28 protein-coding genes and 1 pseudogene are annotated in these 26,540 nt (G+C 53.9%); 9 read left to right on the top strand and 20 right to left on the bottom strand.

The features are described from left to right. Positions 1-140: 140 nt before the first annotated feature. Complete coding sequence (locus tag ABD76_RS08815) at positions 141-524, top strand: hypothetical protein (RefSeq protein WP_197256086.1); 384 nt, start codon at positions 141-143, stop codon at positions 522-524. A 134-nt stretch (positions 525-658) separates the two neighbouring features. On the opposite strand, the gene ABD76_RS08810 is transcribed toward ABD76_RS08815, so the two are convergent. Beyond that, positions 659-2,245 carry an FAD-dependent oxidoreductase gene (locus tag ABD76_RS08810; RefSeq protein ID WP_197256085.1) on the bottom strand — a complete coding sequence of 529 codons (1,587 nt, stop codon included), beginning with the start codon at positions 2,243-2,245 and terminating at the stop codon, positions 659-661. A 283-nt stretch (positions 2,246-2,528) separates the two neighbouring features. Here ABD76_RS08810 and ABD76_RS29405 point away from each other — a divergent pair, with 283 nt between their 5' ends. Then, positions 2,529-2,900, top strand: coding sequence for an apurinic/apyrimidinic endonuclease family protein (locus tag ABD76_RS29405; protein ID WP_242069465.1), 372 nt, complete (start codon positions 2,529-2,531; stop codon positions 2,898-2,900). Beyond that, entirely contained in the window at positions 2,860-3,351 is a 492-nt protein-coding gene (locus tag ABD76_RS29400) for a sugar phosphate isomerase/epimerase family protein (protein ID WP_242069464.1), read from the top strand. Before ABD76_RS29405 ends, ABD76_RS29400 begins: the two co-directional genes overlap by 41 nt. 67 nt (positions 3,352-3,418) lie before the next feature. Here ABD76_RS29400 and ABD76_RS08800 read toward each other — a convergent pair whose 3' ends face one another. The 6 genes from ABD76_RS08800 to mgrA all read right to left on the bottom strand — a co-directional run bounded on the left by ABD76_RS08800 (position 3,419) and on the right by mgrA (position 10,211). Next, positions 3,419-4,024 carry a response regulator transcription factor gene (locus tag ABD76_RS08800; RefSeq protein ID WP_197256083.1) on the bottom strand — a complete coding sequence of 202 codons (606 nt, stop codon included), beginning with the start codon at positions 4,022-4,024 and terminating at the stop codon, positions 3,419-3,421. After that, entirely contained in the window at positions 4,021-5,157 is a 1,137-nt protein-coding gene (locus tag ABD76_RS08795; RefSeq protein ID WP_197256081.1) for a sensor histidine kinase, read from the bottom strand. Before ABD76_RS08795 ends, ABD76_RS08800 begins: the two co-directional genes overlap by 4 nt. Before the next feature lie 4 nt (positions 5,158-5,161). Then, complete coding sequence (locus ABD76_RS08790; protein WP_197256079.1) at positions 5,162-5,899, bottom strand: ABC transporter permease; 738 nt, start codon at positions 5,897-5,899, stop codon at positions 5,162-5,164. Further along, positions 5,899-6,810, bottom strand: a complete 912-nt coding sequence (locus ABD76_RS08785) for an ATP-binding cassette domain-containing protein (protein ID WP_197256077.1) — start codon at positions 6,808-6,810, stop codon at positions 5,899-5,901. The genes ABD76_RS08790 and ABD76_RS08785 overlap by 1 nt, the downstream gene beginning before the upstream one ends. A 576-nt stretch (positions 6,811-7,386) precedes the next feature. Then, entirely contained in the window at positions 7,387-9,069 is a 1,683-nt protein-coding gene (locus ABD76_RS08780) for an alpha/beta hydrolase family protein (RefSeq protein ID WP_197256075.1), read from the bottom strand. A gap of 149 nt (positions 9,070-9,218) precedes the next feature. Further along, positions 9,219-10,211 (bottom strand): L-glyceraldehyde 3-phosphate reductase, encoded by a 993-nt coding sequence (gene mgrA, locus ABD76_RS08775; RefSeq protein ID WP_197256073.1) that lies wholly within the window; start codon positions 10,209-10,211, stop codon positions 9,219-9,221. A gap of 259 nt (positions 10,212-10,470) precedes the next feature. On the opposite strand from mgrA, the gene ABD76_RS29395 reads away from it, so the two are divergent. Then, positions 10,471-10,575, top strand: coding sequence for a DUF6254 family protein (locus ABD76_RS29395; RefSeq protein WP_220084708.1), 105 nt, complete (start codon positions 10,471-10,473; stop codon positions 10,573-10,575). A gap of 161 nt (positions 10,576-10,736) precedes the next feature. Next, a complete protein-coding gene (locus ABD76_RS08770) occupies positions 10,737-10,961 on the top strand; it encodes a hypothetical protein (RefSeq protein WP_197256071.1) in 225 nt (74 codons plus the stop codon). 97 nt (positions 10,962-11,058) lie between these two features. Here ABD76_RS08770 and ABD76_RS08765 read toward each other — a convergent pair whose 3' ends face one another. Continuing rightward, positions 11,059-11,448: a tautomerase family protein gene (locus ABD76_RS08765; protein ID WP_197256070.1), complete on the bottom strand. Its 390-nt coding sequence runs from the start codon at positions 11,446-11,448 to the stop codon at positions 11,059-11,061. A 3-nt stretch (positions 11,449-11,451) separates the two neighbouring features. After that, entirely contained in the window at positions 11,452-12,231 is a 780-nt protein-coding gene (locus tag ABD76_RS08760) for a DeoR/GlpR family DNA-binding transcription regulator (protein ID WP_197256067.1), read from the bottom strand. A gap of 348 nt (positions 12,232-12,579) precedes the next feature. Here ABD76_RS08760 and iolA point away from each other — a divergent pair, with 348 nt between their 5' ends. From iolA to fba, 4 genes and pseudogenes are all read left to right on the top strand, one after another. After that, positions 12,580-14,043 (top strand): methylmalonate-semialdehyde dehydrogenase, encoded by a 1,464-nt coding sequence (iolA, locus tag ABD76_RS08755; protein ID WP_168181929.1) that lies wholly within the window; start codon positions 12,580-12,582, stop codon positions 14,041-14,043. A 42-nt stretch (positions 14,044-14,085) separates the two neighbouring features. Continuing rightward, on the top strand, positions 14,086-15,060 hold the full coding sequence (gene iolC / locus ABD76_RS08750; RefSeq protein WP_197256065.1) for a 5-dehydro-2-deoxygluconokinase: 975 nt from the start codon (positions 14,086-14,088) through the stop codon (positions 15,058-15,060). 206 nt (positions 15,061-15,266) lie between these two features. Beyond that, a pseudogene (locus ABD76_RS29390) lies at positions 15,267-16,057 on the top strand (GntT/GntP/DsdX family permease); the annotation flags it as partial. Between the two features lie 35 nt (positions 16,058-16,092). Next, positions 16,093-16,947 (top strand): class II fructose-1,6-bisphosphate aldolase, encoded by an 855-nt coding sequence (gene fba / locus ABD76_RS08735; protein ID WP_197256061.1) that lies wholly within the window; start codon positions 16,093-16,095, stop codon positions 16,945-16,947. A 137-nt stretch (positions 16,948-17,084) separates the two neighbouring features. On the opposite strand, the gene ABD76_RS08730 is transcribed toward fba, so the two are convergent. From ABD76_RS08730 to ABD76_RS08680, 11 genes are all read right to left on the bottom strand, one after another. Next, complete coding sequence (locus tag ABD76_RS08730) at positions 17,085-17,570, bottom strand: hypothetical protein (RefSeq protein WP_242069463.1); 486 nt, start codon at positions 17,568-17,570, stop codon at positions 17,085-17,087. Positions 17,571-17,620: 50 nt separating this feature from the next. After that, complete coding sequence (locus ABD76_RS08725; protein WP_197256059.1) at positions 17,621-18,919, bottom strand: hypothetical protein; 1,299 nt, start codon at positions 18,917-18,919, stop codon at positions 17,621-17,623. 590 nt (positions 18,920-19,509) lie between these two features. Next, a complete protein-coding gene (gene eutH / locus ABD76_RS08720; RefSeq protein ID WP_197256057.1) occupies positions 19,510-20,619 on the bottom strand; it encodes an ethanolamine utilization protein EutH in 1,110 nt (369 codons plus the stop codon). 120 nt (positions 20,620-20,739) lie between these two features. After that, complete coding sequence (locus ABD76_RS08715; RefSeq protein ID WP_197256055.1) at positions 20,740-21,285, bottom strand: BMC domain-containing protein; 546 nt, start codon at positions 21,283-21,285, stop codon at positions 20,740-20,742. Beyond that, positions 21,278-21,556 carry a EutN/CcmL family microcompartment protein gene (locus ABD76_RS08710; protein ID WP_172879043.1) on the bottom strand — a complete coding sequence of 93 codons (279 nt, stop codon included), beginning with the start codon at positions 21,554-21,556 and terminating at the stop codon, positions 21,278-21,280. Before ABD76_RS08710 ends, ABD76_RS08715 begins: the two co-directional genes overlap by 8 nt. 16 nt (positions 21,557-21,572) lie before the next feature. After that, complete coding sequence (locus tag ABD76_RS08705; RefSeq protein ID WP_197256053.1) at positions 21,573-22,280, bottom strand: ethanolamine utilization protein; 708 nt, start codon at positions 22,278-22,280, stop codon at positions 21,573-21,575. Between the two features lie 24 nt (positions 22,281-22,304). Further along, entirely contained in the window at positions 22,305-22,940 is a 636-nt protein-coding gene (eutD, locus tag ABD76_RS08700) for an ethanolamine utilization phosphate acetyltransferase EutD (RefSeq protein ID WP_006676868.1), read from the bottom strand. A gap of 10 nt (positions 22,941-22,950) precedes the next feature. After that, positions 22,951-23,748 (bottom strand): cobalamin adenosyltransferase, encoded by a 798-nt coding sequence (locus ABD76_RS08695; RefSeq protein ID WP_197256051.1) that lies wholly within the window; start codon positions 23,746-23,748, stop codon positions 22,951-22,953. A 145-nt stretch (positions 23,749-23,893) separates the two neighbouring features. Further along, positions 23,894-24,181, bottom strand: coding sequence for a propanediol utilization microcompartment protein PduA (gene pduA / locus ABD76_RS08690; protein WP_197256049.1), 288 nt, complete (start codon positions 24,179-24,181; stop codon positions 23,894-23,896). Positions 24,182-24,316: 135 nt separating this feature from the next. Continuing rightward, positions 24,317-25,783 (bottom strand): acetaldehyde dehydrogenase (acetylating), encoded by a 1,467-nt coding sequence (locus ABD76_RS08685; protein WP_197256046.1) that lies wholly within the window; start codon positions 25,781-25,783, stop codon positions 24,317-24,319. A gap of 30 nt (positions 25,784-25,813) precedes the next feature. Further along, positions 25,814-26,530 carry a BMC domain-containing protein gene (locus tag ABD76_RS08680; protein WP_197256044.1) on the bottom strand — a complete coding sequence of 239 codons (717 nt, stop codon included), beginning with the start codon at positions 26,528-26,530 and terminating at the stop codon, positions 25,814-25,816. Positions 26,531-26,540 lie beyond the last annotated feature (10 nt).

The raw sequence follows: 26,540 nt of genomic DNA, 5'->3' as shown, positions 1-26,540 counted from the left end.
TGCGAAGGGGATGGCACAACACGATGCAGATGGGATACCGCTAACAGCAACATGGCGGTCCAAGCCCCTCCGGGCCCTGCGCTCAGCCGCTTGCTGGGCAGGATCCGGCGGCATCCTGTCCGAGACGAAGGAGAATCCGAATGGAGAACACGACGCTGTGGATCATCATTGGAATTTTGGTGATCGATATTATCATTGTATTGTGCGTGGTATCGTCTATCTTGCGCAACAAAAAGCGCGCGCGACAACAAGAGCATGAAGTAATGACGCGAGGCATCCCCGCCACCGCCACAATTATGTCCCTGTCGCCGACAACAACCCACATCGATGATCAACCTGTTGTTCTGCTGGCATTGGACGTGGCGATGCCGAACGGAGAATCGTTTCCAATCGAGATCAAAACGGCCATTCATATGATAAACATTCCGAATTTCCAGGAGGGGGCTCAGATCACCGTCAAAGTGCTTGAGGAACAAGGAACGAAGCGTGTCGCCGTCCTTGGCACCGGCATGAAGACCTATTGAGCGGCGGCCTCTCCCGTGCCGTTCCCGAACCGGCCTCGGCGGGCACATGCGTGGCGCTTGGTCAACGGCGTAACCCGGGCAGGGGGACGAACATGAAAAAGGGGGCCGGCGCCCCCTCTTCCGTCCCGCAAAGACTACATCTCAAAACCATCCGGCCAATGGATTTGAATGCCCTTCTCCTGAATAAGCGACTGGAAGCATTCGAGATGGGACGGCTCCTCATGCACTTGATGCGGCGTAACCTGATGCTGCAGCGAATAGGCGACCAGATAGCCTGCCGATTCGCCAATGTTCCATTCCGTCGGATGCAGCCGATAGCTGCCGTTGGACACTTGAGTCGTACCGATATTTTTGCATACCGGCAATATATTGGTCATCCGGACAGGCAGCAAGGCGCCCAGCGGAATCTCATATGGATAGCTTGGCAGATAGAACTTGCGGTGCGAGACCGTTGTCGTATGAAGATCCAGATGATAGCTGCCCACGCCGATGCTGTCGGGATAGCGGCGAATTCCCGCCTCTCCCCGCATCTCCTTGCCGACATCGGCTTCGGTAATGGTATAACGCGCTTTGATCCGGCGCGATTCTCTAATGTACGGCGCCTTGGCCATGCCATCCTCCGTGCCCAGCACGTCCGTGCGCAAGCGAAAGCCCGGGTAGCCCTTTCCGCCGTCAGGCCGCGGTATCTCCGTCTGCAGCCAGTAGAGAAGCGAGAAGCTCAACTGCTTCGCATTCTCCAGATGCTTCTGCTTCTCCGCCTCGCTTACGCCGATAATCGGGCCCAGGTAGTAATCGTTCTGCGGCCAGTTGACCAGCGTGATGTCGCTATCGTAGAAGCCCGGCTCGAACAGGGCCTTGTCGATAATCCGCCGGTACGTCCACAGCGGCATGGGATCCTTGCCGTCGGAGAACAGGTTGAATTTGCGGTACTTGGTCGGATCATTGACATTGATCGTATACATGCTTAACAGAGGATAGATGGACGGCTCCGGAACATACTGCCGCCAGAAATCATATTGCTCCGGCTTCTCGATCGTAAAGTTCCCTTCCGGGAAATAATCGATGGCGAATACATGCGTGAACGACTGGATATCAAGCGGATTCGCCTTCTCTGACGCATGCAGCTCGCCCGTCTCCGCGCGGGACTCGGCCCCGATCACATGCTCCGCCCCGGCGAGCGGCAGCAGGTTGCCGCATTCGGTCGCGTCGAGGAAATATGAACCTGTCAAGCGGGTCAACTGCTGCGTGCGCACATGCGATACCGTGACCGAACGGACGATATCGCCCTCCGTTTCCGCCTCGACAGGAATCGTCTCGTAGAGAATCGCAATCCGGCCGCTGCTCGTATACGGCGCCAGCATGTCATGCAGCACGCGCAGCGCCACCTTCGGCTCATGGCAGAGGCGGCTGACCCATCCCCGCCCAGGGTTGAGCAAGGGATTGTTCGCCGCTTGCTCGGTGAGCGGATAATTCGCCCGGTAATAAGCCCGCACCCGCTCGCGTAGCTCCCGGTATGTACGGGTGCAGCCCATCGTCTCAATTGCCTTGTGCTCATCGGGAGGAACCGCCTGCGACGTCAATTGACCGCCGATCCAATCCGTCTCTTCCGTCATCACCACACGCAGTCCCATTCTAGCGGCGGACAAGGCAGACGCGACGCCCCCCAATCCTCCGCCGATAATTACGACATCGGCCTGGATTTCATCTTTAACCAACTTCATTCCCTAATCCCTCCCTTTCATGTTAAATTCATGTATACTATAACACATCCTTCTCGCTCATTCCTCTCCTGCTTCCGATGCAAAAAGAGTTCTTCCTATCTATTACCCGCTGCCTGCCTCCCTTGAATCCTACTAAAAATCGCTATAAAAAAGCCGGAGGAAATTCGACACTATCACCCTTGGGAGAAGGAGCCAGGCCTTATTTACACCTTCCGATTGCAATGATAGAGTAAGGGGAAAGTTCCTATGCAACCATCCCCATCGTAATGGAGGCGAGCAGCCTATGTCCGAAGCCCACTCTCCATGGAAACTTGGCACGTATTGGTACGACAAGGAATCGGTAACGCTTCAGCAGTTAAAAGCAGCAGGCATCGCTTGTATTGAGCTGAATCTGGATAACTATGTTCCCCCAGAGGAAGCGCTTACTCCCGCCATGCACACACGTTACCAGCAGGCCGTGGATGCCGCCGGGAAGGCCGGCATCGAGATCTGGTCGGTTCATCTGCCGTTCGGGAACCCATGGGACATCTCGGCACCCGATGACGCCGAGCGCCTCGCCATCATCGAGGCCCACACGCGCGTGATGGATTGGGCGCGAGACTGGGGCGCGCAGGTTGGCCGTCATTCATCCGAGCTTCGAGCCGATTCCCGATGAGCAAAGAGAACGGCGGCTGAGGCTGGCGGCTGCCTCCGTGCGCGAGTTAAGCGAGCGGGCCCATCTGCGCGGCCTGAAGCTGGCCGTCGAGGATCTGCCGCGTTCCTGCCTCGGCCGGAACAGCGCCGAGATCGCCGCCTTGATCGACGGCGCGCCGCACGCTGTCGTCTGCTTCGATACGAACCATCTGCTGACGGAGAAGCCGGAAGCCTTCATCCGCTCCTTCGGGAACCGCATCGCCACCCTGCATCTCTCGGATTATGACGGCGTGGATGAGCGCCACTGGCTTCCCGGCCGGGGCATCGTGAATTGGGCGGAAGTGCTTCAAGCGCTAATGGATAGCGGCTACGGCGGTCCCTTCATGTTCGAAGCGGACTACAAGGATCCCCATGATCTCGTACAATGCTTCCAAGCGCTGATGAAGCTTGTCAGCGACGCACGCACGCCGTAGCCCCGGCCGTGCCGGCCAAAATGAGACAAGCCAGAGCCGCACGCGGCTCTGGCTTGTTGCTAAGGGATTATAACCATCCTTTGGACCTTGCGTTCTCGATGGCCTCGATGCGTGTCCTGGCCTCCAGCTTGTTCATGATGCTGGACAAGTAATTGCGCACGGTGCCATAAGATAAATACAGTGCCGACGCGATCTCATTCGCGGTGCGCCCTTCGGCGGCAAGCTTCAAAATCTCCCGCTCCCGCTCGGTCAGCGGGTTATCTTCTTCATGAACCACAGCAAATGCGAGCTCCGGCGAAATCTCCCGCTCGCCCCGCACCACGTTGCGTATCGCCTCGGCAAGCCGCTCGCTCGGCTCATCCTTCAGCAGATAGCCTTGAACCCCGGCCTTCACGGCCCGCTCGAAATATCCCGGCCGGCCAAAGGTCGTCAAAATAATAACCCGGCAATTCAAGCGCTGGCGCTTCAGCTCTTCGGCTACATCCAGGCCGCTCTTGGCCGGCATCTCAATGTCCATCAGACATACGTCCGGCTCCAGCCTTGCGATCAGCTCCAGGGCCTCGTCTCCGTCGCCGGCCTGCCCAACCACTTCAATATCATCCTCTAAATCAAGGAGAGATGCGAGTGCGCCGCGCAGCATTCGCTGATCTTCAGCGATAACGATCCTGATCATGCCGCACCTCCTCCGTCTTTCCCGTTCTTGACGATAAGCGGAACGGTCACCGTCAATTGTGTTCCGCCCTCATCCGAATCCAGCGACAAGCTTCCATCGATCAAGGCAAGCCGTTCCGACATGCCATTCAAACCGTTGCCCATGCCGCTTCCGCTGCGTAAACCGATACCGTCATCCTGCAAACGAATCCGGATCTCCGCGTTCGTCCGCTCGATATGAATGAGGCAGCTCTTCGCCCGGCTGTGCTTGACAATATTGGTCATCGCTTCCCGAATGCACAGGCTGAGCATATTTTGTGTCAGGTCTGGAACTCCCTCCAATGTCAGTTCCCCTTGAACCTGAAGCTCGATGCCGGCACTCCCCAGCATTCGCTCGGACTCCACCAGCTCCTGAGCAACCGTGACGGCCCGCATATCGGAGACGAGCTCGCGCACCTGCCGCAGCGCGGCCCGGGAGGTCTGCCCAATCTCCCGCGCTTCCTCCCGAGCCCGATCCATCTCCTGCTTCGCAATCAGCTTTTCGACCAATTGACTCTTAAGCGTAATAAGAGAGAGCGTATGGCCGAGCGTATCATGCAGATCGCGGGCAATGCGCAGCCGTTCCTCCCGCTTCACCAGTTCCCGAATTTGCTCATTCGCCTGGTCCAGCTCCTTCTCCAGTTGCTGGCGCCGGTGCATCGATCGCATGCCGAATGGCGATGCCAGCATGATGGCAATAAACGGGATGAAAAAGATATACTCCGACACATCAATGGCTCGCAAATGGAATAACATCGGCAACAGGATGTACGCGACAAGCACGCCGTACGCAATATTGAATTTTCGCCTGTCCTCATAAAATGAGATGAAGTTCGCTGTATAAAAACCAAGAAACAAATAGTTGGGATTATAGAACGTGAGCAGAATAGCGCTTAACAGCATCTGCAGCGCAATCCAAAAGTCATAGGCCCGGCCCGAAGCGAAATAAAGCTGCCGATAGGTTACGACGAATAAGGCGATCATCGCGTAGCCGATGATTTTCTTCACTCCATGCTCGAATTGCATATTGTAAATAAAGAGGGTCATATAGATTAACCATATATAAGGATAAAATCCAAACTGTCTGGGGAACAAGCTGAACTTCGTCCGGGACATGAACTTACACCGCTTCCTGCTTTTTTCGGATATACGTAGATAGTATCATAAACAGAAGCAGATAGCCTGCCAAAAACAGTGCGTGCTCCCATTGCGGCGTCTCGCCGCGCACAATCTCCCAAGCTCCGCCCCCGAAATGATAGGCCGGCAGCGCCTTCGCCGCCATCTGGATGAACTTCGGCAAGATGTCGAGCGGGAACCACATTCCTCCGGTAATCGCGAGCAGCATAAAGATCGCGTTGCTGACGCCGCTCGCTGTATCCACCCGCTTCATCGTCCCTACGAGCGCGCCAAGCCCAAGGAACGGGATCGAGCCGAGCAACAGCCACAGGCCGCAGCCAAGCCAGGCCGACCAGGATAAAGACACTCCATTCACTAAATACCCGCATAGGAAAATCGCGATAATCGAAAACAGATGCATCATGAACTGACCGAACATTTTCCCCGCAAAATAGATAATGCCCGGCAACGGCGTAATCCGCATATACGTCGTCCATCCGTTCTCGCGTTCCTGGACGATGCGGATGCCCAAGGTCATAATCGCAGAGCCCATAACGCTGAATCCGGTCACCGACATCAAATAATGTGCCTGCCACCATGTCTTATTTTCAACGTCAACATTGACGATGCGAGTAAAGATAAAATAGAAGGCCATCGGCATCAGCAGCGACCAAAACACAAAATACGGGTTGCGGATGACACGCAGCAGTTCTATCTTGAATTGGACAAATAACAGCTTCATCAGTGGGCGACCTCCTGCGAACTCATAGTCAATTGCTCGAACGCCTCGTCCAGACGCCCTTGATCAATGCGAATATCCCGGGCCGGAAGCTGCCGCTCGAACATCGCTGCCAGCACGCCGTCGGTATCATCCGTCCGGATATGTATCCGCCCGTCGATCAATTCGCAATCCGACACATTCGGCCACAGGCGAATGCTGGCGCAAGCTGCCGCCGTATCTCCTTCGAGCCGGAAAGAGACGGATTTTTTCAGGAGCCGTGCTTTAATCTCTTCCGGCTTGCCGTCCTCCACGATCTCCCCCTGATGGAATAAAATAATCCGGTCGGCCGCATCATCCGCTTCCTGCAAATAATGCGTCGTGAACAGCACTGTCTTGCCTTCGGATACCAGCACACGAACCTGTTCCCAGAAGCGGCGCCGCGCTGCCACGTCCATACCTACCGTCGGCTCGTCGAAGAAGACCAGGTCCGGGTTACCGGCCAGCGCCAGCGCGAAGCCCGCTCTGCGCTTCTGCCCGCCGGACAGCTTCTCCGCATACATTTCGAGCTCCGGCTTGCTCAAGCCGGTCAGCTCGATCAGCCGCTCCGTCGCCAGCGGCTTCGGATAATAGCTCCGGAACATCTCGATGACCTCATGCACCTTCAGCCGGTCGATGATACTGACCTCCTGCAGCATAGCGCCAATCCGCTGCCTTACTTGAAGATGACTCGGGTTCTTGCCGAACAGCTTGACCGTTCCTTCGGTCGGTTCCATCAAGCCAAGCAGTATCGAAATCGTCGTCGTTTTCCCTGCGCCGTTCGGCCCCAGGATGGCAACAACGGAACCGCGCATAATGTCGAGCGACACCCCGTTCACCGCCGTTTTATTCTTGAACCTTTTCGTGACATTGCGCATCTCAATCACTGCATTCACCTTGCGTCCCCCTTACTTCTTGCTTCTATCCTTATCATAAAGATTCGGGTCCGGGCCGGTTAGTATGGACTGTCATGATGTCCGCATGACAATTGTCATCTTATTCACTTGGCGCGATCAGATCTCGCTATCCCATCCAGTCTGATATGACCTGTTCTGCTTCCTTCTGATCGTTATCCCATTTGGTCAGGTATGACCCTATCCTTTGCTACACCTGACTAGTTAGGATAGTGACGGTTAGAGGCAAGATATATAGACATGCAACTGACTACTTGGGATAGCAAACGTAAGAGGCAAGACACATAGATGTTAACCTGACTACTTGGGATAGCAAACGTAAGAGGCAAGTCACATAGACATTCAACTGACTGCTTGGGATAGCAAACGTGAGGCAAGTCACATAGACATTCACCTGACTGCTTGGGATAGCAAACATAAGAGGCAAGACACATGTACATTCACCTGACTGCTTGGGATAGAGACTGTAAAGAGGCAGACAACATATACCAGGTTCACCTGCCCCAAAAAAAACCGTCTGCAGCATTACGCTGCGGACGGTTCTTCGTGAGTAGTAATTTAGTTACTGCGAATCCAGGCTGCGATATCCTTCATGACTTGTTCCGGCACGTTGCCTGGAATGACGTACTCCTGGCCTGTGGACGGTTTGTCGCTCTCTACGAATACGTGGTTGAGCTTCGGATACAGCTTGTATTGGACGTTGGTGCGGCTTTGGAGCGCCTTCTTCCAGCCGTCCAGGTGCTCTTTGCCGACCTGAGCATCATTATCCCCCTGGATAATGAAGAGCGGAACCTTCTGCTCCTTGGCTATCTCTCCACCGTGGTGGTTGCGGAAATCTATCCACCATGAAGCGTTCGGCAGCGGGAAATTCGCCGGAAGATTGTCGAGCGTATATTGCTCATCCTTGATGATGGCAACCATTTGCTGCCACATCTTCAATTGTCCCTCCGCTGCCGCGATGACTTCCGCCGGTTGGCCGTTGTCTTTGGCATATTGAAGCTGGCGTTCCATCTGCTCAATCATTAAATCTTCGATTGGCCCGGAAGGCCCTGCCGCGATGACAGCCCCGCGGATCGCATTTCCGTTGTCGGCCTTGACGATATTCGGGATAAGCATCCCTCCCTGGCTATGGCCCAACACATAGATGCGTTCCTTGTTCAGCCGCTTGTCTTGACCAGCCCAGTTCACCGCCAGCAGCGCATCATCCACCGTTTCTTCCTTCACGGTGAAGCGCGGAATCGCCGCCGATTGAACCGGATATTCCCGCGTCCGCTTCTCATAGCGGATCGTGGCAATCCCTTCCTTTGCGAGCCCAATCGCCATGTCACGGAACGTCTTGGCCGCGCCAATCGACTCGTCACGGTCATTGGCCCCCGAGCCGTGAACCAGCACGACCACCGGATAGGTGCCCGCCGCATTCGCTGCGGTTGGCAGGGTCAATGTGCCCGGCAGCTTGAATTGCCCTTCACCGATGAAAATGGTCTCTTCCTTGTACAGAGAAGCGTCGTCATAAGCTGGCGGCTGATAGTCCCCGGATGGGAGATACGAGTAAAACACATCGTTCAACAAGCCGTTCTCCTTATAACGAAGTGTAAGTGACAGCATCAGTTCCTTATCCGTCTTGAACAGCACCTGCACGTTCTGGTGCACGCCGTCGTTATCGGAGGATGCTTGAACGAATTGCGTCGGTTTCCCGACCATGGGGATGATCTGCTTCGCCAAGCTAGATAAGTGCGCCACCTTCGTCGCTTCCTTCAGCTCCGAAGTCAAGAGAGAGGCCAACTGTGCTTCCTCTTCCGGCGCTTCCGCCAGGGCCGCCCACTGGACCGTAAACTGAGCGGCACGCGTTTTCCAATCCGCCTTATCCGCCAGCACCTTGCCGTCCACCCATTTCCCTTGGATCTGCAGCGCCTCCTTCATGGCTCCCCAAGCTATGTAATGGAGCCCCTTCTCCTTGCCTTGCAAAGAGCCGGCGTCGAGCGTCACGGCTGTTCCGTTCACCTCGGAACGGCCGCTTTCGGAATGAATCGTCCACACCCGATCGCCAAAGGTTACGGTGATCTTCTTCGTCTGTTGATTCCATTCAACGAGTGCTCCAATCGATTCCGCCGCCTGCCTCAGCGGCACGAGTTCCACCGCCGATTCGGTTGCCGCCCCCGCCTCTTGCGCCATCGCGAACGGCGCCAGGCTTCCGAATAACAGACAACCGGCGATCATCCATTTCCAACTTGATCTTCCCATTAGTTTCTCCCCCTGCACCTTTTCAAATGTAGCTGCAACGACATAAATCATTGCCACTTCGATAAATGCCTAAAAAAAACAATAGCACAGCGTTTCTTGGGGTGTCAAAGGAATCGGAAAACAGGAAGACATGGGGTATCGTCTCTCTGTTATGACTGCAAGACTTGTTCAATATCAGTCAATTCTTCCGCCGTGAACGCTAGTTGCTCCAGTGCCTTCACATTTTCTTCGATCTGGCTGACCCGGCTTGCGCCAATGAGAGCGGAAGTCACCTTCCCGCCGCGCAGCACCCAGGCAAGCGCCATCTGCGCCAACGATTGGCCGCGACGTTCCGCGATCTCGTGCAGTCGGCGAACCGTGGCAATGACTTGATCGGACACTTCTCCCTCTTTTAAAAATCCGGAAGCTTTTTTTGCTCTCGAATCCTCCGGTATCCCGTGAAGATAACGATTCGTTAACAGACCTTGCTGCAGGGGACAGAACGCGATGCTGCCAACGCCATGTTCCTCCAGCACGTCTTGGAGTCCGTCTTCGATCCAGCGGTTCAGCATCGAGTAAGATGGTTGATGAATGAGGAGCGGGGTGCCTAATTCCCGCAAAATCCGGATCGCTTCGCTGGTCTGCTCCGCATCATACGAGGAAATGCCCACATACAGCGCCTTTCCTTGGCGGACAACTTGGTCTAGGGCCATCATCGTCTCTTCCAGCGGCGTATCCGGATCCGGACGATGCGAATAGAAGATATCGACATAGTCCAATCCCATCCGCTTCAGGCTTTGATCAAGGCTGGCGATAAGATATTTTCTCGATCCCCATTCGCCGTAAGGGCCTTCCCACATGTAATAGCCCGCTTTGGTCGAGATGATCATCTGATCGCGGTACGGACGAAAATCCTCCCTCAGCATTTGCCCGAACATGAGCTCGGCGGAGCCGGCCGGCGGACCATAGTTGTTCGCCAGATCAAAATGCGTAATTCCCAGATCGAACGCGCGCCGCAGCATGGCCCGTCCGTTCTCAAATGAATCGATGCCTCCGAAATTATGCCATAGCCCCAGCGAAATCGCGGGCAGCTTCAAGCCCGAACGGCCGCAGCGCCGGTAGACCATCGCATCATAACGCTTGGAGTCTGCTTCATATACCATGTCCTCATCTCTCCCTTCATTGAGCCGCAAAGGATGGATCCTTGATTCCTACACCTTATTATACCTGTTCTTCCCCCTGCTGCATCTCCTGACTTTGGCGGGGATAAGACGAGGAGTCCGGAACCATATTAATGACACATTCGATGGGGAGAAGCCTGTCCGACAGATGGCGGGCAGGCCGCTACGGTTGTGCAGCGGCCTATCGAATGACGTATGTTATCGCCCTTATAGTTCCATTATCATGAAGGAGGATGAGCCGATGACCTCTCCGAAGCACCGGCGTGTCAATGCGGACAAAATCCGCAAACAAACTCCGCACTCCCACGGCAAAGTGAAATCGTTCCGCGAGTTGGCCGAGGAGTAGTACGGCAAGGGACAGACATCTCCATGCGGGAAGCCTTAGCGGGGATGTCTTCCTCCCCCTCCGCTTTGATGATCGGAGACATGTTTTCCTGGGCTCCAGCGAATAAACGCATCCTTCTTGGGCCAAAATAATAGCAATTATGTGTCAAGGGGATGAGTAAAATGCATACGGCACTGAGTGTCGCTTTCATTACGATCTATATATTTATGGGCGTTACGATATTCAGATCGCTCTTCAAGCTGAAAGCAAAGTCGGAATGCGATGACGAGGCCTCCATCCTCGAATGCGACAAACAAGTGGTTCATTTGTTGGCCATGTTTATGATATGGGGCGTTTCCCTTATCTTTATTATTTGGTTTGCGCTGCATTTCTCTTTTCCTAAGTAAAAGAATGAGGTATCTGCTTGCAGAACACCTATATGGAAAATAAAAAAAACTCCGTCACCGGAGTTTTTTTGCTTGAAGGCCCGTTTTCCATTTTCGTTTACAGCTTACCCGTTAAAAATTGCGCTTCTCCGCGGCCAAAGCTCCAATCCGCCGGTCCGTTTTCCGTAATGGAAATCATCACCTCATCCGGCGAAATTCCACAGGCCAACTCTAGCCGTTCCGTTAGCAGCGCGTATAAACGTTCCTTCTGGGCGTTCGTTCTCGCTTTGCTGACGAGGCTGATAATGACCAGATTCTTGGTTCGCTTGAGGCCAAGGCCCGTATCCTCGATAATCATCTCATGGGCAGGATGCTGATGCACAATCTGGTAACGGTCGTTGTACGGCACATCGAATGCCTCCACCATCGCTTCATGGGCTGCATCCAGCAGTTGTCTCAATTCTTGTTCGTTCCGGCCCTCGATAACATCAAAACGCAGCATTGGCATAGCTTATATCCCCCTCGTCCCCGATTCCTGTTCCGCCGTCACGACGGAAATTCCATGTTCGTCGCAATACTCTTGATATTCCTTCGGCAGCGGCTCCGACGTGATCAGCGTGTCGACTTGATCGAACGGGGCATAGGTCAACAGCGTCGAGCGCCCGAATTTGGAGGCATCGGCCAGCAAGTAGACCCGTTGCGCCTTATCCACGATCTTCTTCTTAATCTCGTATTCCAAAATATCCGAGTTCGTCAATCCGCTCTCAATCGAAACGCCTGTAGCCGCCATAAACGCCTTGTTGATATTGTATTTGTCGAGAATATGAAGGCTGTCGTTGCCGACGAACGATTTCGTATCCCGCTTATAGCAATTGCCGACCGTCAAGAGCGTGATATGCTCCAGATTCGCTGCGGCATTGATAATGTCAAGACTGTTCGTCAAAATGGTCAACTTCGGCACCCGCGGCAAATGCTCCACGATACTGCGCGTCGTCGTGCCGGAATCGATATATATCAGTTCATTTCCTTCCACAAATTGAGCCGCGCATTTGGCAATGGCCGTCTTCGCCGATGAATTCGTAATATCCCGGTTCTCAAACGGAACCAAATGGCTGGACATCGAAGTGACGCCGCCATAGACCTTCTGGATTGTCCCCTTATCCAAAATATTGTTAATATCACGGCGAATCGTGTTTTTCGAAACATTGAAGTGCTCGCACAGCTCGTCCAACGAAGCCGTTCCCACCGAATGGATATAGTCTTCGATATCCTGCAGCCGTTTCTCCCGCATCGGCTCCTCCCCCTTATTCTTTTACAAAAAAATATAACACATAACCAAAAGTTAATCAACAATTACCAAATTACATACTAAACAATCACTTTTAAAATAGATTTACGGTTCAATGTAATCATGAGATGACCAAAAAATTGATTGACAACTACCCATATCAGGCTTAATATGTACTCGAAAGATAACCAAGAAATGATATGAGTTCATCAAAAACATAACAACACTTACAGGCCTTTAATACAAAGGCATTTGTTTCATTTTTTGCACGTATTTCGAAAGCGCCTTCTTATTTGATGGAGCTGTCGGTTTCTTGGATATCTTTGATCTGCTATACGGAGGAGGAGCACCATGAACGAGATCCGAAGAATCAAGAACTACATCAACGGCGAATGGGTAGAAAGCAGCACGGCCCAGTATGAAAGCGTATATAATCCGGCTACCAAGGAAGTGATAGCGCAGGTTCCCCTGTCGACGAGAGCCGAATTGGATGCGGCGGCAGCCGCCGCGGCGAAGGCATTCGAAGAATGGAAAAACGTAGCCGTTCCCCGCCGGGCCCGAATTCTTTTCCGCTACCAACAGTTGCTCATGGAGCATCGGGAAGAGCTGGCGCGCCTGATTACGATCGAAAACGGCAAAAACCTTACGGAAGCGCGCGGCGAGGTGCAGCGCGGCATTGAAAATGTCGAGTTCGCCGCCGGGGCGCCCACGCTGATGATGGGAGATTCCCTTTCCTCTATTGCGACGGATGTAGAAGCGGCGAACTACCGGTATCCGATCGGCGTCATCGGCGGCATCGCTCCGTTCAACTTCCCGATGATGGTGCCATGCTGGATGTTCCCGATGGCGATCGCGCTTGGCAATACGTTCATCCTCAAGCCTTCCGAGAGAACGCCGCTCCTGACGGAGAAACTGGTCGAGCTGTTCACGGAAGCCGGACTGCCAAAAGGCGTCTTCAACGTTGTCTATGGCGCTCATGACGTAGTGAACGGCATCCTGGAGCATCCTGACGTCAAAGCGGTATCCTTCGTCGGCTCCAAGCCGGTAGGCGAATATGTGTATAAAAAAGGAAGCGAGAACCTGAAGCGCGTACAAGCGTTGACCGGAGCGAAAAACCATACCATTGTGCTGAAGGATGCGAATTTGGAAGAGACCGTGACGAATGTCATCTCCGCTGCCTTCGGATCGGCCGGCGAACGATGCATGGCTTGCGCCGTCGTCACGGTCGAGGAGGACATTGCCGACGAGTTCATCGCGCTGCTGCGCGAACGCGCGGCCGGCATCAAAATCGGCAACGGCCTCGATGACGGCGTGTTCCTCGGACCCGTTATCCGCGAAGAAAATTTGAAGCGGACCCATCAGTATATCGAGAAAGGAATCGAGGAAGGCGCCAACCTTCTGTGCGACGGCCGCGAATCGGTTTCGGAGGACGGTTATTTTGTCGGGCCGACCATTTTCGACCAAGTTACGACCGAGATGACGATTTGGAAGGAAGAGATTTTTGCTCCGGTGCTCTCGATCATTCGCGTCAAAAATTTAAAGGAAGCGATCGAGATCGCCAATCAATCGGAGTTCGCCAACGGGGCGTGCCTGTTCACGACCAATGCGTCCGCCATCCGGTACTTCCGCGAAAATATCGATGCCGGCATGCTCGGAATCAATCTGGGCGTCCCTGCGCCGATGGCCTTCTTCCCATTCTCGGGCTGGAAATCGTCGTTCTACGGCACCTTGCACGCGAACGGCAAGGACAGCGTCGATTTCTATACGAGAAAGAAAGTCGTGACGGCACGATATCCAAAACCTGCATTTGAATAAAGCCGGTTCTGCATTTTAAGATCAAAAAAAGGAGTCCTTGCTATGCCTCATGCCATGGATAACACCAAGAAGTACGATATTATCGCCATTGGTCGCGCCTGTCTTGATTTGAATGCAGTGGAATATAACCGTCCGATGGAAGAGACGATGACCTTCTCCAAATATGTCGGCGGCTCCCCCGCTAATATCGCGATCGGAAGCGCCAAACTGGGCTTGAAGGCCGGGTTCATCGGCAAAATTCCCGACGACCAGCATGGGCGGTTCATTCGCAATTACATGTCCGGGGCGGGCGTCGACACTTCCCATATGGTGGTCGATACGGAAGGCCGCAAAGCCGGACTGGCCTTCACGGAGATTAAAAGCCCGGAAGAATGCAGCATCCTGATGTACCGCGACAACGTGGCCGATTTGTATTTGAAGCCCGAAGAAGTGAGCGAAGCTTATATTCAGCAAGCGAAGACGCTGCTGGTATCCGGGACCGCGCTTGCGCAAAGCCCGTCCCGGGAAGCGGTCCTGCAAGCGATTCATTATGCCAAAAAGCATGAGATTGAGATTATCTTCGAATTGGATTACCGCCCTTATACCTGGACATCGGTCCACGAGACATCCGTGTACTATACGCTGGTCGCGGAGCAAGCGGATATCGTCATCGGAACGCGGGACGAGTTCGACGTAATGGAGAACCGCAAGGGCGAGAATGAAGCGACGGTTCAATATCTGTTCCGGCACAAGCCGAAGCTGATCGTCATCAAGCACGGCGTGGAAGGCTCCTATGCGTATACGAAATCCGGCGAGGTGTACCGCGGACGAGCCTATAAGAGCAAGGTGCTGAAAACATTCGGCGCAGGGGATTCCTATGCCGCGGCCTTCCTCTATGCCCTCCTGTCCGGCAAAGATATTGAAACCGCTCTCCAATACGGCAGCGCTTCGGCAGCGATTGTCGTCAGCCGGCACAGTTCCTCCGAAGCGATGCCATCGGTTGAGGAGATTGAAGCGCTTATCCGTGCCAACGCGTAATCAGAAAGAGCCTTGCGGATCGGCGGCAAACCGGTTCCTTGCCGGCATTGCCGCTTGATCCGGAATGGCGAAGATAACGACGCCCTCCTATAATTCATCTTTTCGATTTGCGAAAACGCTTTAATTTTAGTAAATCTACCTAACATTATCGACATCTTTGCTCTGTCAGGAGGTAGACTTATGCCCATTGTAATTGTGGCTATCGGCAGGTATCGTTCCTGTATCTCGGAATCCCGATGGCGGCGGCCTTGAACGTCACCCACGGCTTCCTGCCGCCCCATCCTGCTCCGACCGCGATCTCGGTCGCATATGGAGCCAATGTCGGGCAAGTCTTGCTGCTGGGCATCATTATCGGAATTCCGACGACCATTGTAGCCGGACCTGTCTTCAATAAATTCGCGATGAAATGGATGCCGGGCGTCTATCAACGTGACGGGAATCTGAGCGCCTTGGGTCCGCGAAAGGAATTCAAGCTCGAAGAGACGCCGGGATTCGGCATCAGCGCGCTGACTTCCCTCTTCCCTGTCATTTTCATGGGTATCGCGACAACACCTTAACCCAATCGATCTCGCAAATTGCGATGATGCTGCTCATTATCGGCGGCGGCGGCGCGTTCAAGCAGGTGCTGGTCGATGACGGCGTCGGCGACGATGTAGCGACCCTGTTCAATAATACGAGCATGTCTCCATTGCTCGTCGCGTGGATTATCGCCGCCATCCTGCGGCTGTGTCTGGGCTCCGCCACGGTGGCGGCGCTTACGACCGCCGGGCTGGTCGCCCCGATGATGGCCGCGAGCACGGTCAACCCGGCCCTGATGGTGCTGGCCACCGGCGCGGGCAGCGTCATCGCCTGCCATATGAACGATGCCGGCTTCTGGATGGTGAAGGAGTACTTCGGCCTCTCGATGAAGGAGACGTTCTCGACATGGACCGTACTGACCACCGTCCTCTCCGTAACGGGATTGGGCAGCGTGCTCGTGCTGGGGATGTTCTTTTAAGGGTCGACTATATATAGACAAAGAGGGGAACAAAAATGACATTCGTACCGATGACAGAGATGCTTCAACGCGCTCTGAAGGAGAACTATGCCGTAGGGCAGTTCAATATCAATGGTCTGCTGTGGGTGCAAGCCATTTTGCAGGCGGCAGAGGAAGCGCGCTCTCCAGTCATACTGGCCGCCTCCGATCGACTGATCGAGTATCTCGGCGGATTCGCCACCATCGCATCCATGGTGAAGACGGTGAAGGAAGAGCTGGAGATTACCGTGCCGGTCGCGCTTCATCTCGATCATGGCTCCAGTTTCTCCCGCTGCGTGCAAGCGATTGATGCCGGGTTCAGCTCGGTCATGTATGACGGCTCCCAACTGCCGATTCAAGACAATATTGCCAATACGCAAAAAGTAACCGCTTACGCCCATGCGCACGGCGTATCCGTCGAGGCTGAGGTCGGCTCGGTCGGAGGAATGGAGGACGGACTCGTCGGTGGGATCCGATATGCCGATCTGTCCGAATGCGAGCGCCTCGTCAGAGAGGCCGGCGTCGATGCCCTCGCCCCCGCGCTCGGCTCCGTTCACGGCAAATATCAAGGCGAGCCCGTGCTCGGCTTCAAGGAGATGCAAGCCATTGCGGAAGCGGTGCGCATTCCGCTCGTGCTTCACGGCGCATCCGGCATTCCCCTTCCGCAATTGAAGCGGGCGATTGACCTGGGACACGCCAAAGTGAACTACAATACGGAGCTGGTGACGGCTTGGGCCGAAGCAATCAGAACGGTGCTGGAAGAGAACCCGTCTCTGTGCGAGCCTAGAGCTATCATGATGCCTGCCAAGGAAGCGCTGGTTGCCAAAGTGAAAGAAAAGATAAAAGAACTGGGCTCCGCTGGCAAAGCGTAGCTTCCTGCCTCTCGCCCTCTCCCCGCACCAAATTCGGAGGCCGGCCTTGCAGGACGGATCGGGCAGCAAAAAAACACCCCAAAAGGGTGTTTTTTTGTGCTGCTCATCGCTGCGATTCGATTGAAGGGGCCGTTGAATTAAGGCACTTCAACAGGCATCTCTCCATTATTAGGATTGTAATACCAGGTTGAATAACCGGTTGAGTCTTGCTCCGGGCCAGAAGTTGTTTTCACATCATAGTCCGAACGGTATGCATAATCACTCTCCTTATTCCCCTTGGTAGCAAAGCTGATCACGATTCGCGGGTAATTTTGTTCCCCTTTATAAGCTTTAAAGTATTCCCCGTGTATGACTTCGCTGTCAAAACCAGGAGTTTTCACAAACTCCCTCGTTTCCAGAAATATTTCTTTCGTCTCGCTCGCACTATGTGGCTTCTTCATCGTGTATAAAAAATGTATCAATATTGGAGCAGAACTGACTTTCACCTGATCAATTTCACTGTATTGAGCAAGCATGCGCTGCCGGAATTCATCCACAAGCGGTGAATTTACGTTCTTGAAACTGGTGCATCCGACTAACAGTGTGAGTACAATGAGCGAGCAAACCAAGCACCACTTTCTCATTATCCACCTCCATTCGCCATTGCAACCCTTCATGGCATTACATAGAAGCGTCATTCGAAGTATATCAATCCGCCTTGCCACCATCCGTATTTCATTGCATCAAAATGAACCCGGTAATCGATACTGCGACGTCCCCCCCAAGTGGACACGGCAATCCATCGGTTGTCATTAGGATCTCTATAATATTTCGTTATCGTCATCCAATGCCATTCATATTCATAATTCGACCATTTTTTTGTATTCAGTGTCGCAACCGGAGAATCAATCGACAACCCCGCTTTAATATAATTTGCCGTATTATCTAATGTAAAAGAAGAGTTGTCCGTAACCCGGCTCAAGGAAACGCCTTTATCCTGGGCATAACGTTCCACTTTAGAAGCAAAGTCCTTAACAGACACTTCACCAAACATACCCGGATTGATATAATCGTATAAAGTATTCATATGTTCCATAAAGTCTGTATATGACGTATATCCATCATATAATTTCCCGTATCTCCACGAGTTTGTGAATTTAGCTAAGTAGTTTGTAATATTTGCTGCAGCGACAGGACCACATCCCCGTTCTGCTCGTTCATTATTAGTATCCGCCCACCACCTTTGGTCGCCTCCATAACTATACACACGATTAGATAACTCTACCGGTACAAAAGTTCCATACGTCCGTTCCGAATATAAGCTGACGTCTTCTTTGGCTGCAAGCGTCGAGTAGCTCGGACTTGCCTGTTGCAAGTTCCTCATATGTTCTCTATTTTCTTCATTTCTGATGTTTTTATAAGCATCTTGAATAACGGATTGATTCTTCTCAATAATAGTTGTTACTTCATGAATTTGCCTTATATTCGTTATATCAAAATATTGCACAGTTTGATTCAGTTCTCTTTTTATCAAGTACTGCATTGGCGGTATAAATACGAGTTGAGCGGAGCCTGCGTCGGAAGCGTTCGTTGCATTCAGCTCGCTGAGAATGTTGGAAATAATATTATCTTCAATGAAAATATTGTAGGTGGCATATCCATCTTCAATAGCTCCTACTGTCATGTACCCGATATCCTCTCCGTTTTCCAAAAGAGGAACCATATATGCAAACATATTATTTTGCAAATCATACAGTGGAATAAAATCTTCAGAAGCTGTAAGAGTCTTGCCTTGTGTCTGAATATCCGTACTTAAATATCCTTGCAGATTCATATCAACGATCTTCATGACATCGCTGTGCGGAAGTAGCTTTGTTGAACTTACAGCTAATCCGTTGTCAACCTCTGCCGTTTCAGCAAATACACTGGTCGAAAGAACTGATGCAAGCAATGTTATGACCATGAAAACAGCAACTATCGACTTACTCCTCATTCAAAAACTCCTCCTTTTATTATTGTTTTGAAACTAAAAAATCTGTCACCCATCTTCAATGCACTGCTTGCTGCGCAAACGTCACGTGTCCTGAATTTCATATCAATCCCGGCAGTCGAAAAAAAGCTTTGGTCTGTCTTCATGCAGGAAGGTCATAATTTGCCACTAACAGTTGGCTCTTGGCATGCTGTAATTAGCGTGAAAAGGGGGTGGAGTTGGCTCTTGGATGGCAATGAGGTGATGTACAAGGTACAAGGTACAAGGCGTGGCAGTCATTCCGTTATGTAAATATTTAATAATTTTAGTCATTTTTATTATTTCATATTTTTTACAATATTCCATAGGTACCAAGACCTATATATTCATGAATATCGTTTCGAGGCACGGAATTGCTGCAATGCGAAAAGAGACGGAGCAGCAGGCCGCTTGCGTTGAACTGCAACTGCTGCGGATTTCCCTTTCATTTTCCATGCAAAAAAAGCCCCGCAGCCGATCGATCGGCCTGCGAGGCATCAAATATATATATGAGAGCTCAGTATTGAGAGAAAACGTTGCACTACCGAGCAGCGGCTTGCCAGGCAAGCCGGCCTTTATGCGGCCTCCTGCTGCCCTTCGTTCGGTTCCGGCGCCATTTTCTTCGCCAAATATACGGCGACGAAGATGGCCGTAATGCCGCCGACCAGCTTCCCGACGATCATCGGGAAGATCATGTCCTTGGCGACCCCGGCCGTAAAGCCGAGGTGATCGCCGAATACGAATGCCGCGGACACGGCAAAGGCCACGTTGATCACCTTGCCCCGGGCATCCATGTCCTTCATCATCCCGAACATCGGGATGACGTTGGCGAGCGTGGCAACCATGCCCGCCGCCGCAATCTCGTTCATGCCGAGCATTTTGCCCAGCTTCATCAGCGGCTTGTTGAATACCTTCGTGATGACAAAGACCATCGCGAAGGCGCCGGCCAGTACAATCGAAATGTCGCCGACAATCTTGATTCCTTCCTCAATCGGCGCGAGCCCGGGAATAATCGTGATGTCCGTCAACTGCTGCGTAATGCCGGCCGCCAGTCCCAGCGTCGCGACGATAACGATGAACTGTCCAAAGATAGTGAAGCCTTTGATCATGCCTTGCGGGAACTTCCACAAGCCAAGCACGATCAGCAGGGCGAACAGCAGAATCGGCACCAGGTTGGACACAATCATCATAATCGGAAAACCTGCCGCCAATCCCCCGAGCAAGCAGCCGATCGGGATCGTGACAATGCCGGCCAAGACGCCGGTAGCCAAATATTTGTGATCTTCCTTCTTAATGATGCCAAGCGCAACCGGAATGATGAATACGATAGTCGGCCCGAGCATGGCGCCGAGAATCGTACCGGCGAACAAACCGGCTTCCGGCGTCTGCGCCAATTCCTGCGCCAGTGAAAATCCGCCCATGTCGTTGGCCAGCAGCGTCGTCGCGAACATCGCGGGGTCTGCCCCCAGCGCGCTGTACAGCGGGACGACAATCGGACTTAACAGCTTGGCCAGCACGGGAGACAGCGAGATGATTCCGACCATCGCCAGCGTGAGCGAGCCCATCGCCATAAGACCTTCATCGAATTGATGGCCAAGCCCGAATTTGTAACCGAGGCACTTGTCGATGGCGCCGAGAATCATGAAAATAACCATGCCGTAAATGATGATTTCGTTAATCTCCACGAACGTGCTCCTCCATTCTTATTGTGCGTGTTGAAATGCGTGTTAGCGTTCGTATCGAACTATATATCGGAAATGTTCAAAAAGGCGGTTTTTATGTCAAAAGCGGGCTTTTTGAACTGCCTATCGGAAATGCTGTTTGATTTCCTCGCTCGGGGAACGAAGCACGGTGCAATGAACAATCCGCTTTTCATCCATGGAGGAAGCGATCACCTTCATCCCTTGTTCCACGTCGCTCACGCTTCCCGTGAACACGGCGAGGAACTTGCCGCCAATCGCCATGCCGAGGTTCATCCTTTTCACATAAATATCGCACTGCTTCAACGCCTCATTGAAGGCATAAATCCCGGAAGAGACCGTTGACGTCTCCAAAATGCCGACGGCGTCCACGGGCTGGGAAGAATAGCGCTTCTTCAAGCCGTCCACGAGCCCGGGATGCACGCCGCGCAGCATAAAATCGCTAATCCGGAATTCGCCCGCTTCCGCCTTCGCGGAATCCATCGCCGCCTGCACGTCAGCGGTATCGCCGCTCATAATGATGAGGAACTTGCCCGGACAGATCGGCTTCAAATGATGCACGTCCACGGGCGAGGTCTTCAGCATGCGATCCGCCGTTTCGTATCCTTTGCTGATGCTGCGAAGCTCCACTACGCCAATCGCGCTACTCATGACGGGCCACCTCGATCGAATCGACGATGCCCACGATGACCGCGTCAACGGGCACGTCCGGATTGGCTATCGATGCCCGGGCAGCGCTTCCCGTCGTGACGAGCACCGTGTCGCCGATGCCTGCTCCCGCGTTGTCCGCGGCGACGAAATGGTCGCGCTGAACCGGCGCGCCGTCCACCGATAACGGCTTGACCACCAAAAAGGTCAGCCCGCTCAGCTTATTGTCTTTTCGGGTAGCCCATAGGCTGCCCGCCACTTTTCCCACGATCATAGGTTCACCTCGCCCGTTATCTTCTGTGCACCCGCATCTGCTGCGTGCGCATGTAATCCTGCGCCAGCGGCGTAATAATCGCGCGCCGATCAATGACGATTTCCGTCTTGTTTTGGAGACGGCATTTTTTAAGCTCGGCTTCGGTAATGACTTTGCCGGTCAGCGCTTTCGGCTGGGAAAGCACCTCAGCCTCCGAACACGCGGTCTCGTTCCCCTTCGGGGACAGAATCTCCGCTCCCGCTGCTCCGTCTTCCAGGCAAGCCGCCGGCAGCTCCGTCTGCTTGACCACACGGATGCCGCAGCCGCGCAGCTTGTCCACCATGCCGTCATACAGCTTGTACAGCAGGACAGGCGCTGTCGGCTTGTATTTCCGGTAAGCCAGCCCCTCCTCCAGCAAGACGACCTTTCTTCCCTTCAGCAGCATCGTCAGCACGAACCGCTCGCGCGGGCCCGCGCTGATGCCATGGGCCAGGTTGGACAGGAGTTGGATGCATGTCTTCGGAATGAGGAGCAGATCGCAATCCCGGAGCGTCTCGTCGTAATAACGCACATCATAATGCGGCTGGAGGACGCTCTCCAGTGCCGGGACCGGTTCCGCAGCGAGCAGAACCGCTTGCTTCCTGGACGCGGCAGTCCCGGCTTCGCCGGCCTGCCGCAGCCTTTTCAACACTTCGGCCGCGACCGCTTCGATCAGCGCTGCCCGATCCGGAGCTTCCATGTTCATTATTTCACACTCCTAGACCCAGTCTTAGTTGGTCTTTTTCAAAATCTTGCCCTTCGTGCCTTTTACAAAGCCGCAAGCATTCGCTTCGTCATAGTCGATATGCATATACGTTTCATAGTTCGGGCTCACCCGCACCAGCACGTCGTCGAAAATAAGCGGACGCTTGCCGTACACTTTCACCTGCACGATTTCGCCGTTCTCCACGTTGTACTTGGCCGCGTCTTCCGCCTTCACGTGAATATGGCGCTGCGCCGCGATCAAGCCCCGCTCCAGCCGAATCATGTTGCTGCCCGAAGCGATGACGATGCCCGGGGTTCCTTCCAGCTTGCCGCTCTCTCTGACGGGAACCGGGATGCCCAGCACGACGGCATCCGTCTGCGAGACCTCCACCTGCGATTCCTTGCGTTCCGGCCCAAGCACGACGACGTTGTGCAGAGCGCCCTTCGGCCCGATCAGCGTGACGCGCTCTTTGCAAGCGTATTGACCCGGCTGGGACAGATCCTTCGCCTTCGTCAGTTGATAGCCTGGGCCGAACAATGCATCAATCGCTTCCCGGTTCAAGTGCACATGCTTGCCGGATGCCTCGATTTCGATGCAGGCTTCGTCCCGCACCCGCTTGACCACTTCGTTCACGATGCTTTCTACCAGTTGATTATCCACCATTCTCACCTCAAGAATTGTACTGTCCTACGCGGATTCGGAACATGATGATCCAGAACAATGAAGACAGCCGGTTCAGCGTCCGAATGATGTCCTCGCGCTCGGCGCCTCCGTGCTCCGTTTTGAAGGCTTGATAAGCCAGCAGCTCCGTCTCCCTCGTCAATGTGCGCAACGCATTTATGACAACAACCGCTTCGCCCATATCATAGCTGGGTTGAAAATGTTCCAATCCAAAGTATTTCTTGGGAAAATGGGACTGCTCGCGCAATTCCTTCGGTGTCATCCCAAGCAAATGAAATTCCTCGATGCTTTCGTTCAACACTTCACAGCGCACAATCTTTCGCACGAACTGTAAAATCTCTTCCAAATCGTCGACCAGCTTGGTCATGTTCAGCTTGGAGCAGCTGATTTGCGCTTCTAAAATTTTGGTTTCCAATGAATCCAGCTTCCCGCGGAATAAAATCCGAGGATGATCTTTAAAAACAAGCATATTGCCATATAAATGGGTCATATGCTCCGGCTTCGTCTCCAGAAAACCGCCGTACAGCGTGCGGAAACGTTTTTTTCCTTCGGCCGGTTCTTGCTGAGTATCCAGGTTTTTGGTGATTTGAAGTTTGACTTCCTTTTTGGGCGCCGGGCTGTCTGCAGCGGGGGCTCCCACATAACGAAGCTCAATCTGATGATCGCTCAAAAAGCTTTTGGCGGAAGGGGTCAGAATCGCGCCCGCCGGAGCCTCATATACGGCAACCTCTTTCAGATTCTGATTCCGAAAGTGCTTGCGCAGCTCGCTTTCCGTAATCACAGCCATGTTTTCACATCCTTTTATTGCGTGCATCTTTGGTTACACGCGGGCGTCCGCGCCGCTGGCGATGGGCCGGCAGGCGGGGAAGAAGATGCGGCACCCGCCGCATCTCCGCTCCCTCTTACCCGTCAGGCTTGTCCGGAATCGTTTATTATTCCGCTTTGGCCTTAGGAAGGATAGCATCCACTTCCGTGTGCGGTCTTGGGATAACGTGTACGGACAGCAATTCGCCTACGCGCTCAGCCGCAGCCGCGCCTGCATCCGTTGCCGCCTTGACCGCGCCTACGTCGCCGCGAACCATGACCGTTACGAGACCTGCGCCGATTTGCTCTTTGCCGATCAAAGTAACGTTAGCCGCTTTGACCATTGCGTCCGCCGCTTCGATTGCGCCTACCAGACCTTTTGTTTCTACCATTCCCAATGCGTTTGCGTTTGCCATGATTAAATTCCTCCTAATGAGTTGTATAGTTTATATGAAATGTTGTGAAAAACCGGGTTAACGAAAAGATTCGATGCCGCGTTGCTTTCTGTATCACATCGTGATCAAAAGCGGCTTATTGAACTACCTTTCGAATTACATTTCTGCCAGGATGCGTTTGACGATCAAATTGATCAACTGCTCTTTATCGCCCAGATCGATGCTTGCCGCTTCGGATTGAGCTGCCGGCTTCTCGGTCAGGTCTTCGATTTCTCTCAGCCCGTAAGCGACCCGGCGGATGTTAAGCAGGTTGAGCGGGCTGATGTTGTCGGAAGTCGAGCTTCCGCCGACAGCGCCGCAGCCGAGCGTAAGCGCCGGGGCAATCGCCGTCGTCGCGCCAATGCCGCCAAGCGTGCCCGGCGTATTGACCAACAAGCGGGATACCGGCTTCTTGAGAGCGAACTCACGGACGATCTCTTCATTCTCGGAATGGATGACCATCGTATGTCCGGCGCCTTCCCCGTTCAAAATCTCGATGCAGCGCTCGCACGCCGCTTCCCAGTTCTCTTCCGTGTAGAACGCCAGGATTGGGGCCAACTTCTCGCGCGAATACGGAACGTTGCGGCCGACGCGGGTCTCTTCGGCGATCAGGACGCGAGTGCCCGCCGGAATATCCAGGTTCGCCAGCTTCGCGATATGCTCTACGCTGCGGCCGACGATTTGCGGGTTCATCGTGCCATTGGCCCGCATGATGAATTTGCCAAGCTGCGCGGCTTCCTCTGCGGAGAGGAAATAAGCGCCCTGCTTCTTGAATTCGGCGATTACCGCCTCCTTGCTGCAGGCTTCAACGACGACAGATTGCTCCGAAGCGCAGATTGTGCCGTTGTCGAAGGTCTTGGAGTCCATGATGCGCTTGACGGCAAGCGGAATGTTCGCACTCTTCTCGATGAAGGCAGGGCCGTTGCCCGGACCGACGCCGATAGCCGGCGTGCCGGACGAGTAAGCCGCTTTGACCATAGCGGTTCCGCCGGTAGCGAGAATCAAGGATACATCATCATGCTTCATCAATTGATCGGTTCCTTGGATCGTCGGAACGGTCATGGCCGCAATCGCGCCTTCCGGGCAACCTGCCTGCACAGCCGCCTCGCTAATAATCTTCACCGTCTCCAGAATGCAATTCAGCGCGTTCGGATGCGGGGAGAAGACAATGCTGTTCCCGGCTTTCAGCGCGATGAGCGCTTTGTAGATGACCGTCGAAGTCGGGTTGGTGGATGGAATCAGGCCGGCAATGACGCCGACAGGCACGGCCACTTCCATCACCTTGTGGACCTTGTCCTCCTTGAGGACGCCAACCGTCTTCATATCTTTAATCGACTCATATACTTGCTTCGAAGCGAATGCGTTCTTGATGATCTTGTCCTGCCAGCGTCCGAAGCCCGTTTCTTCATTGGCCATCTTCGCCAGCTTCTCGCGGTTCTGATAGCCGGCATCGGCGATCGCTTTGACAATCGCGTCGATCTGCTCCTGCGACATCGCGGCCAGCTGGGCTTGCGCCTCTTTGGCTTTTTTGATCAGATTGCGGACTTCTTGAATGGATCTTAGGTCTTTATCCAATGCTTCCATCAATACTCCTTCTCTCCGTTACTTTTTTTATTACGAGGTGGCTTTCTTCGTTTTCTTCGCTCGTTTGGCTGCCGGCACGGCGGCCGTCTCTTTGCGCGGCGCGGGCGCATTGCTGCGGCTTGGCTGCGCGCTTGACTGCGCGTTTGGCCCAACGGCCTTCATATCGGCAGCCGGCGCAGAAGCTTCGGGCTTGGCGGCGGCCGCAGATGCGCTCTCGATCCGGCCGGAACCCGGTTGGACCGCGGCTTCCGCCGGACTAACCTCCGCGTTCTTGCCTGCCGGCGCTGGGGCGCTCGCCTCGGACTCTGCCTCAGCCTTGCCCTTAGCCGCGCTCACTTCCGCCATGGCAGGAGCTTCCGCTGCTTCCTCAGCCGCTGCAGGCGCCGCCGCGGCTTGCCCGGCCGCCGGCGCTTCGCCTCCGGCGGGAGCTGCCTTGTCGGCGGCAGCCTGCGGTTCATTGGCGTCTGCGTCAATCGGGCCCGCCACCATGGCGGCCGTCTCTTCATGCAGACGCGCAATGACATGTCTGGTCAGCAGCACGTTCAACTGCTTCGCCGCCTCGGCTCCCGCTTCCACGGCGGACTGCACGGCGCCGACGTCGCCGCTCAGCTTGACCGTCACCAATCCGCCCTTGACGATCTCAGCGCCGATGCAGGTGACGCTCGCCGCTTTCAAGGCGGCATCCGCCGCGGCGATGGCTCCCAGATAGCCTCTGACTTCCACCAACCCTAACGCGTTATGTCTCATGGGCCGCTAC

The organism is Paenibacillus dendritiformis, from assembly GCF_015845845.1.
Lineage (GTDB): Bacteria > Bacillota > Bacilli > Paenibacillales > Paenibacillaceae > Paenibacillus_B > Paenibacillus_B dendritiformis_C.
Note: the sequence above shows the minus strand (reverse complement) of the source record. Positions and strands in the feature narration are given on the sequence as shown.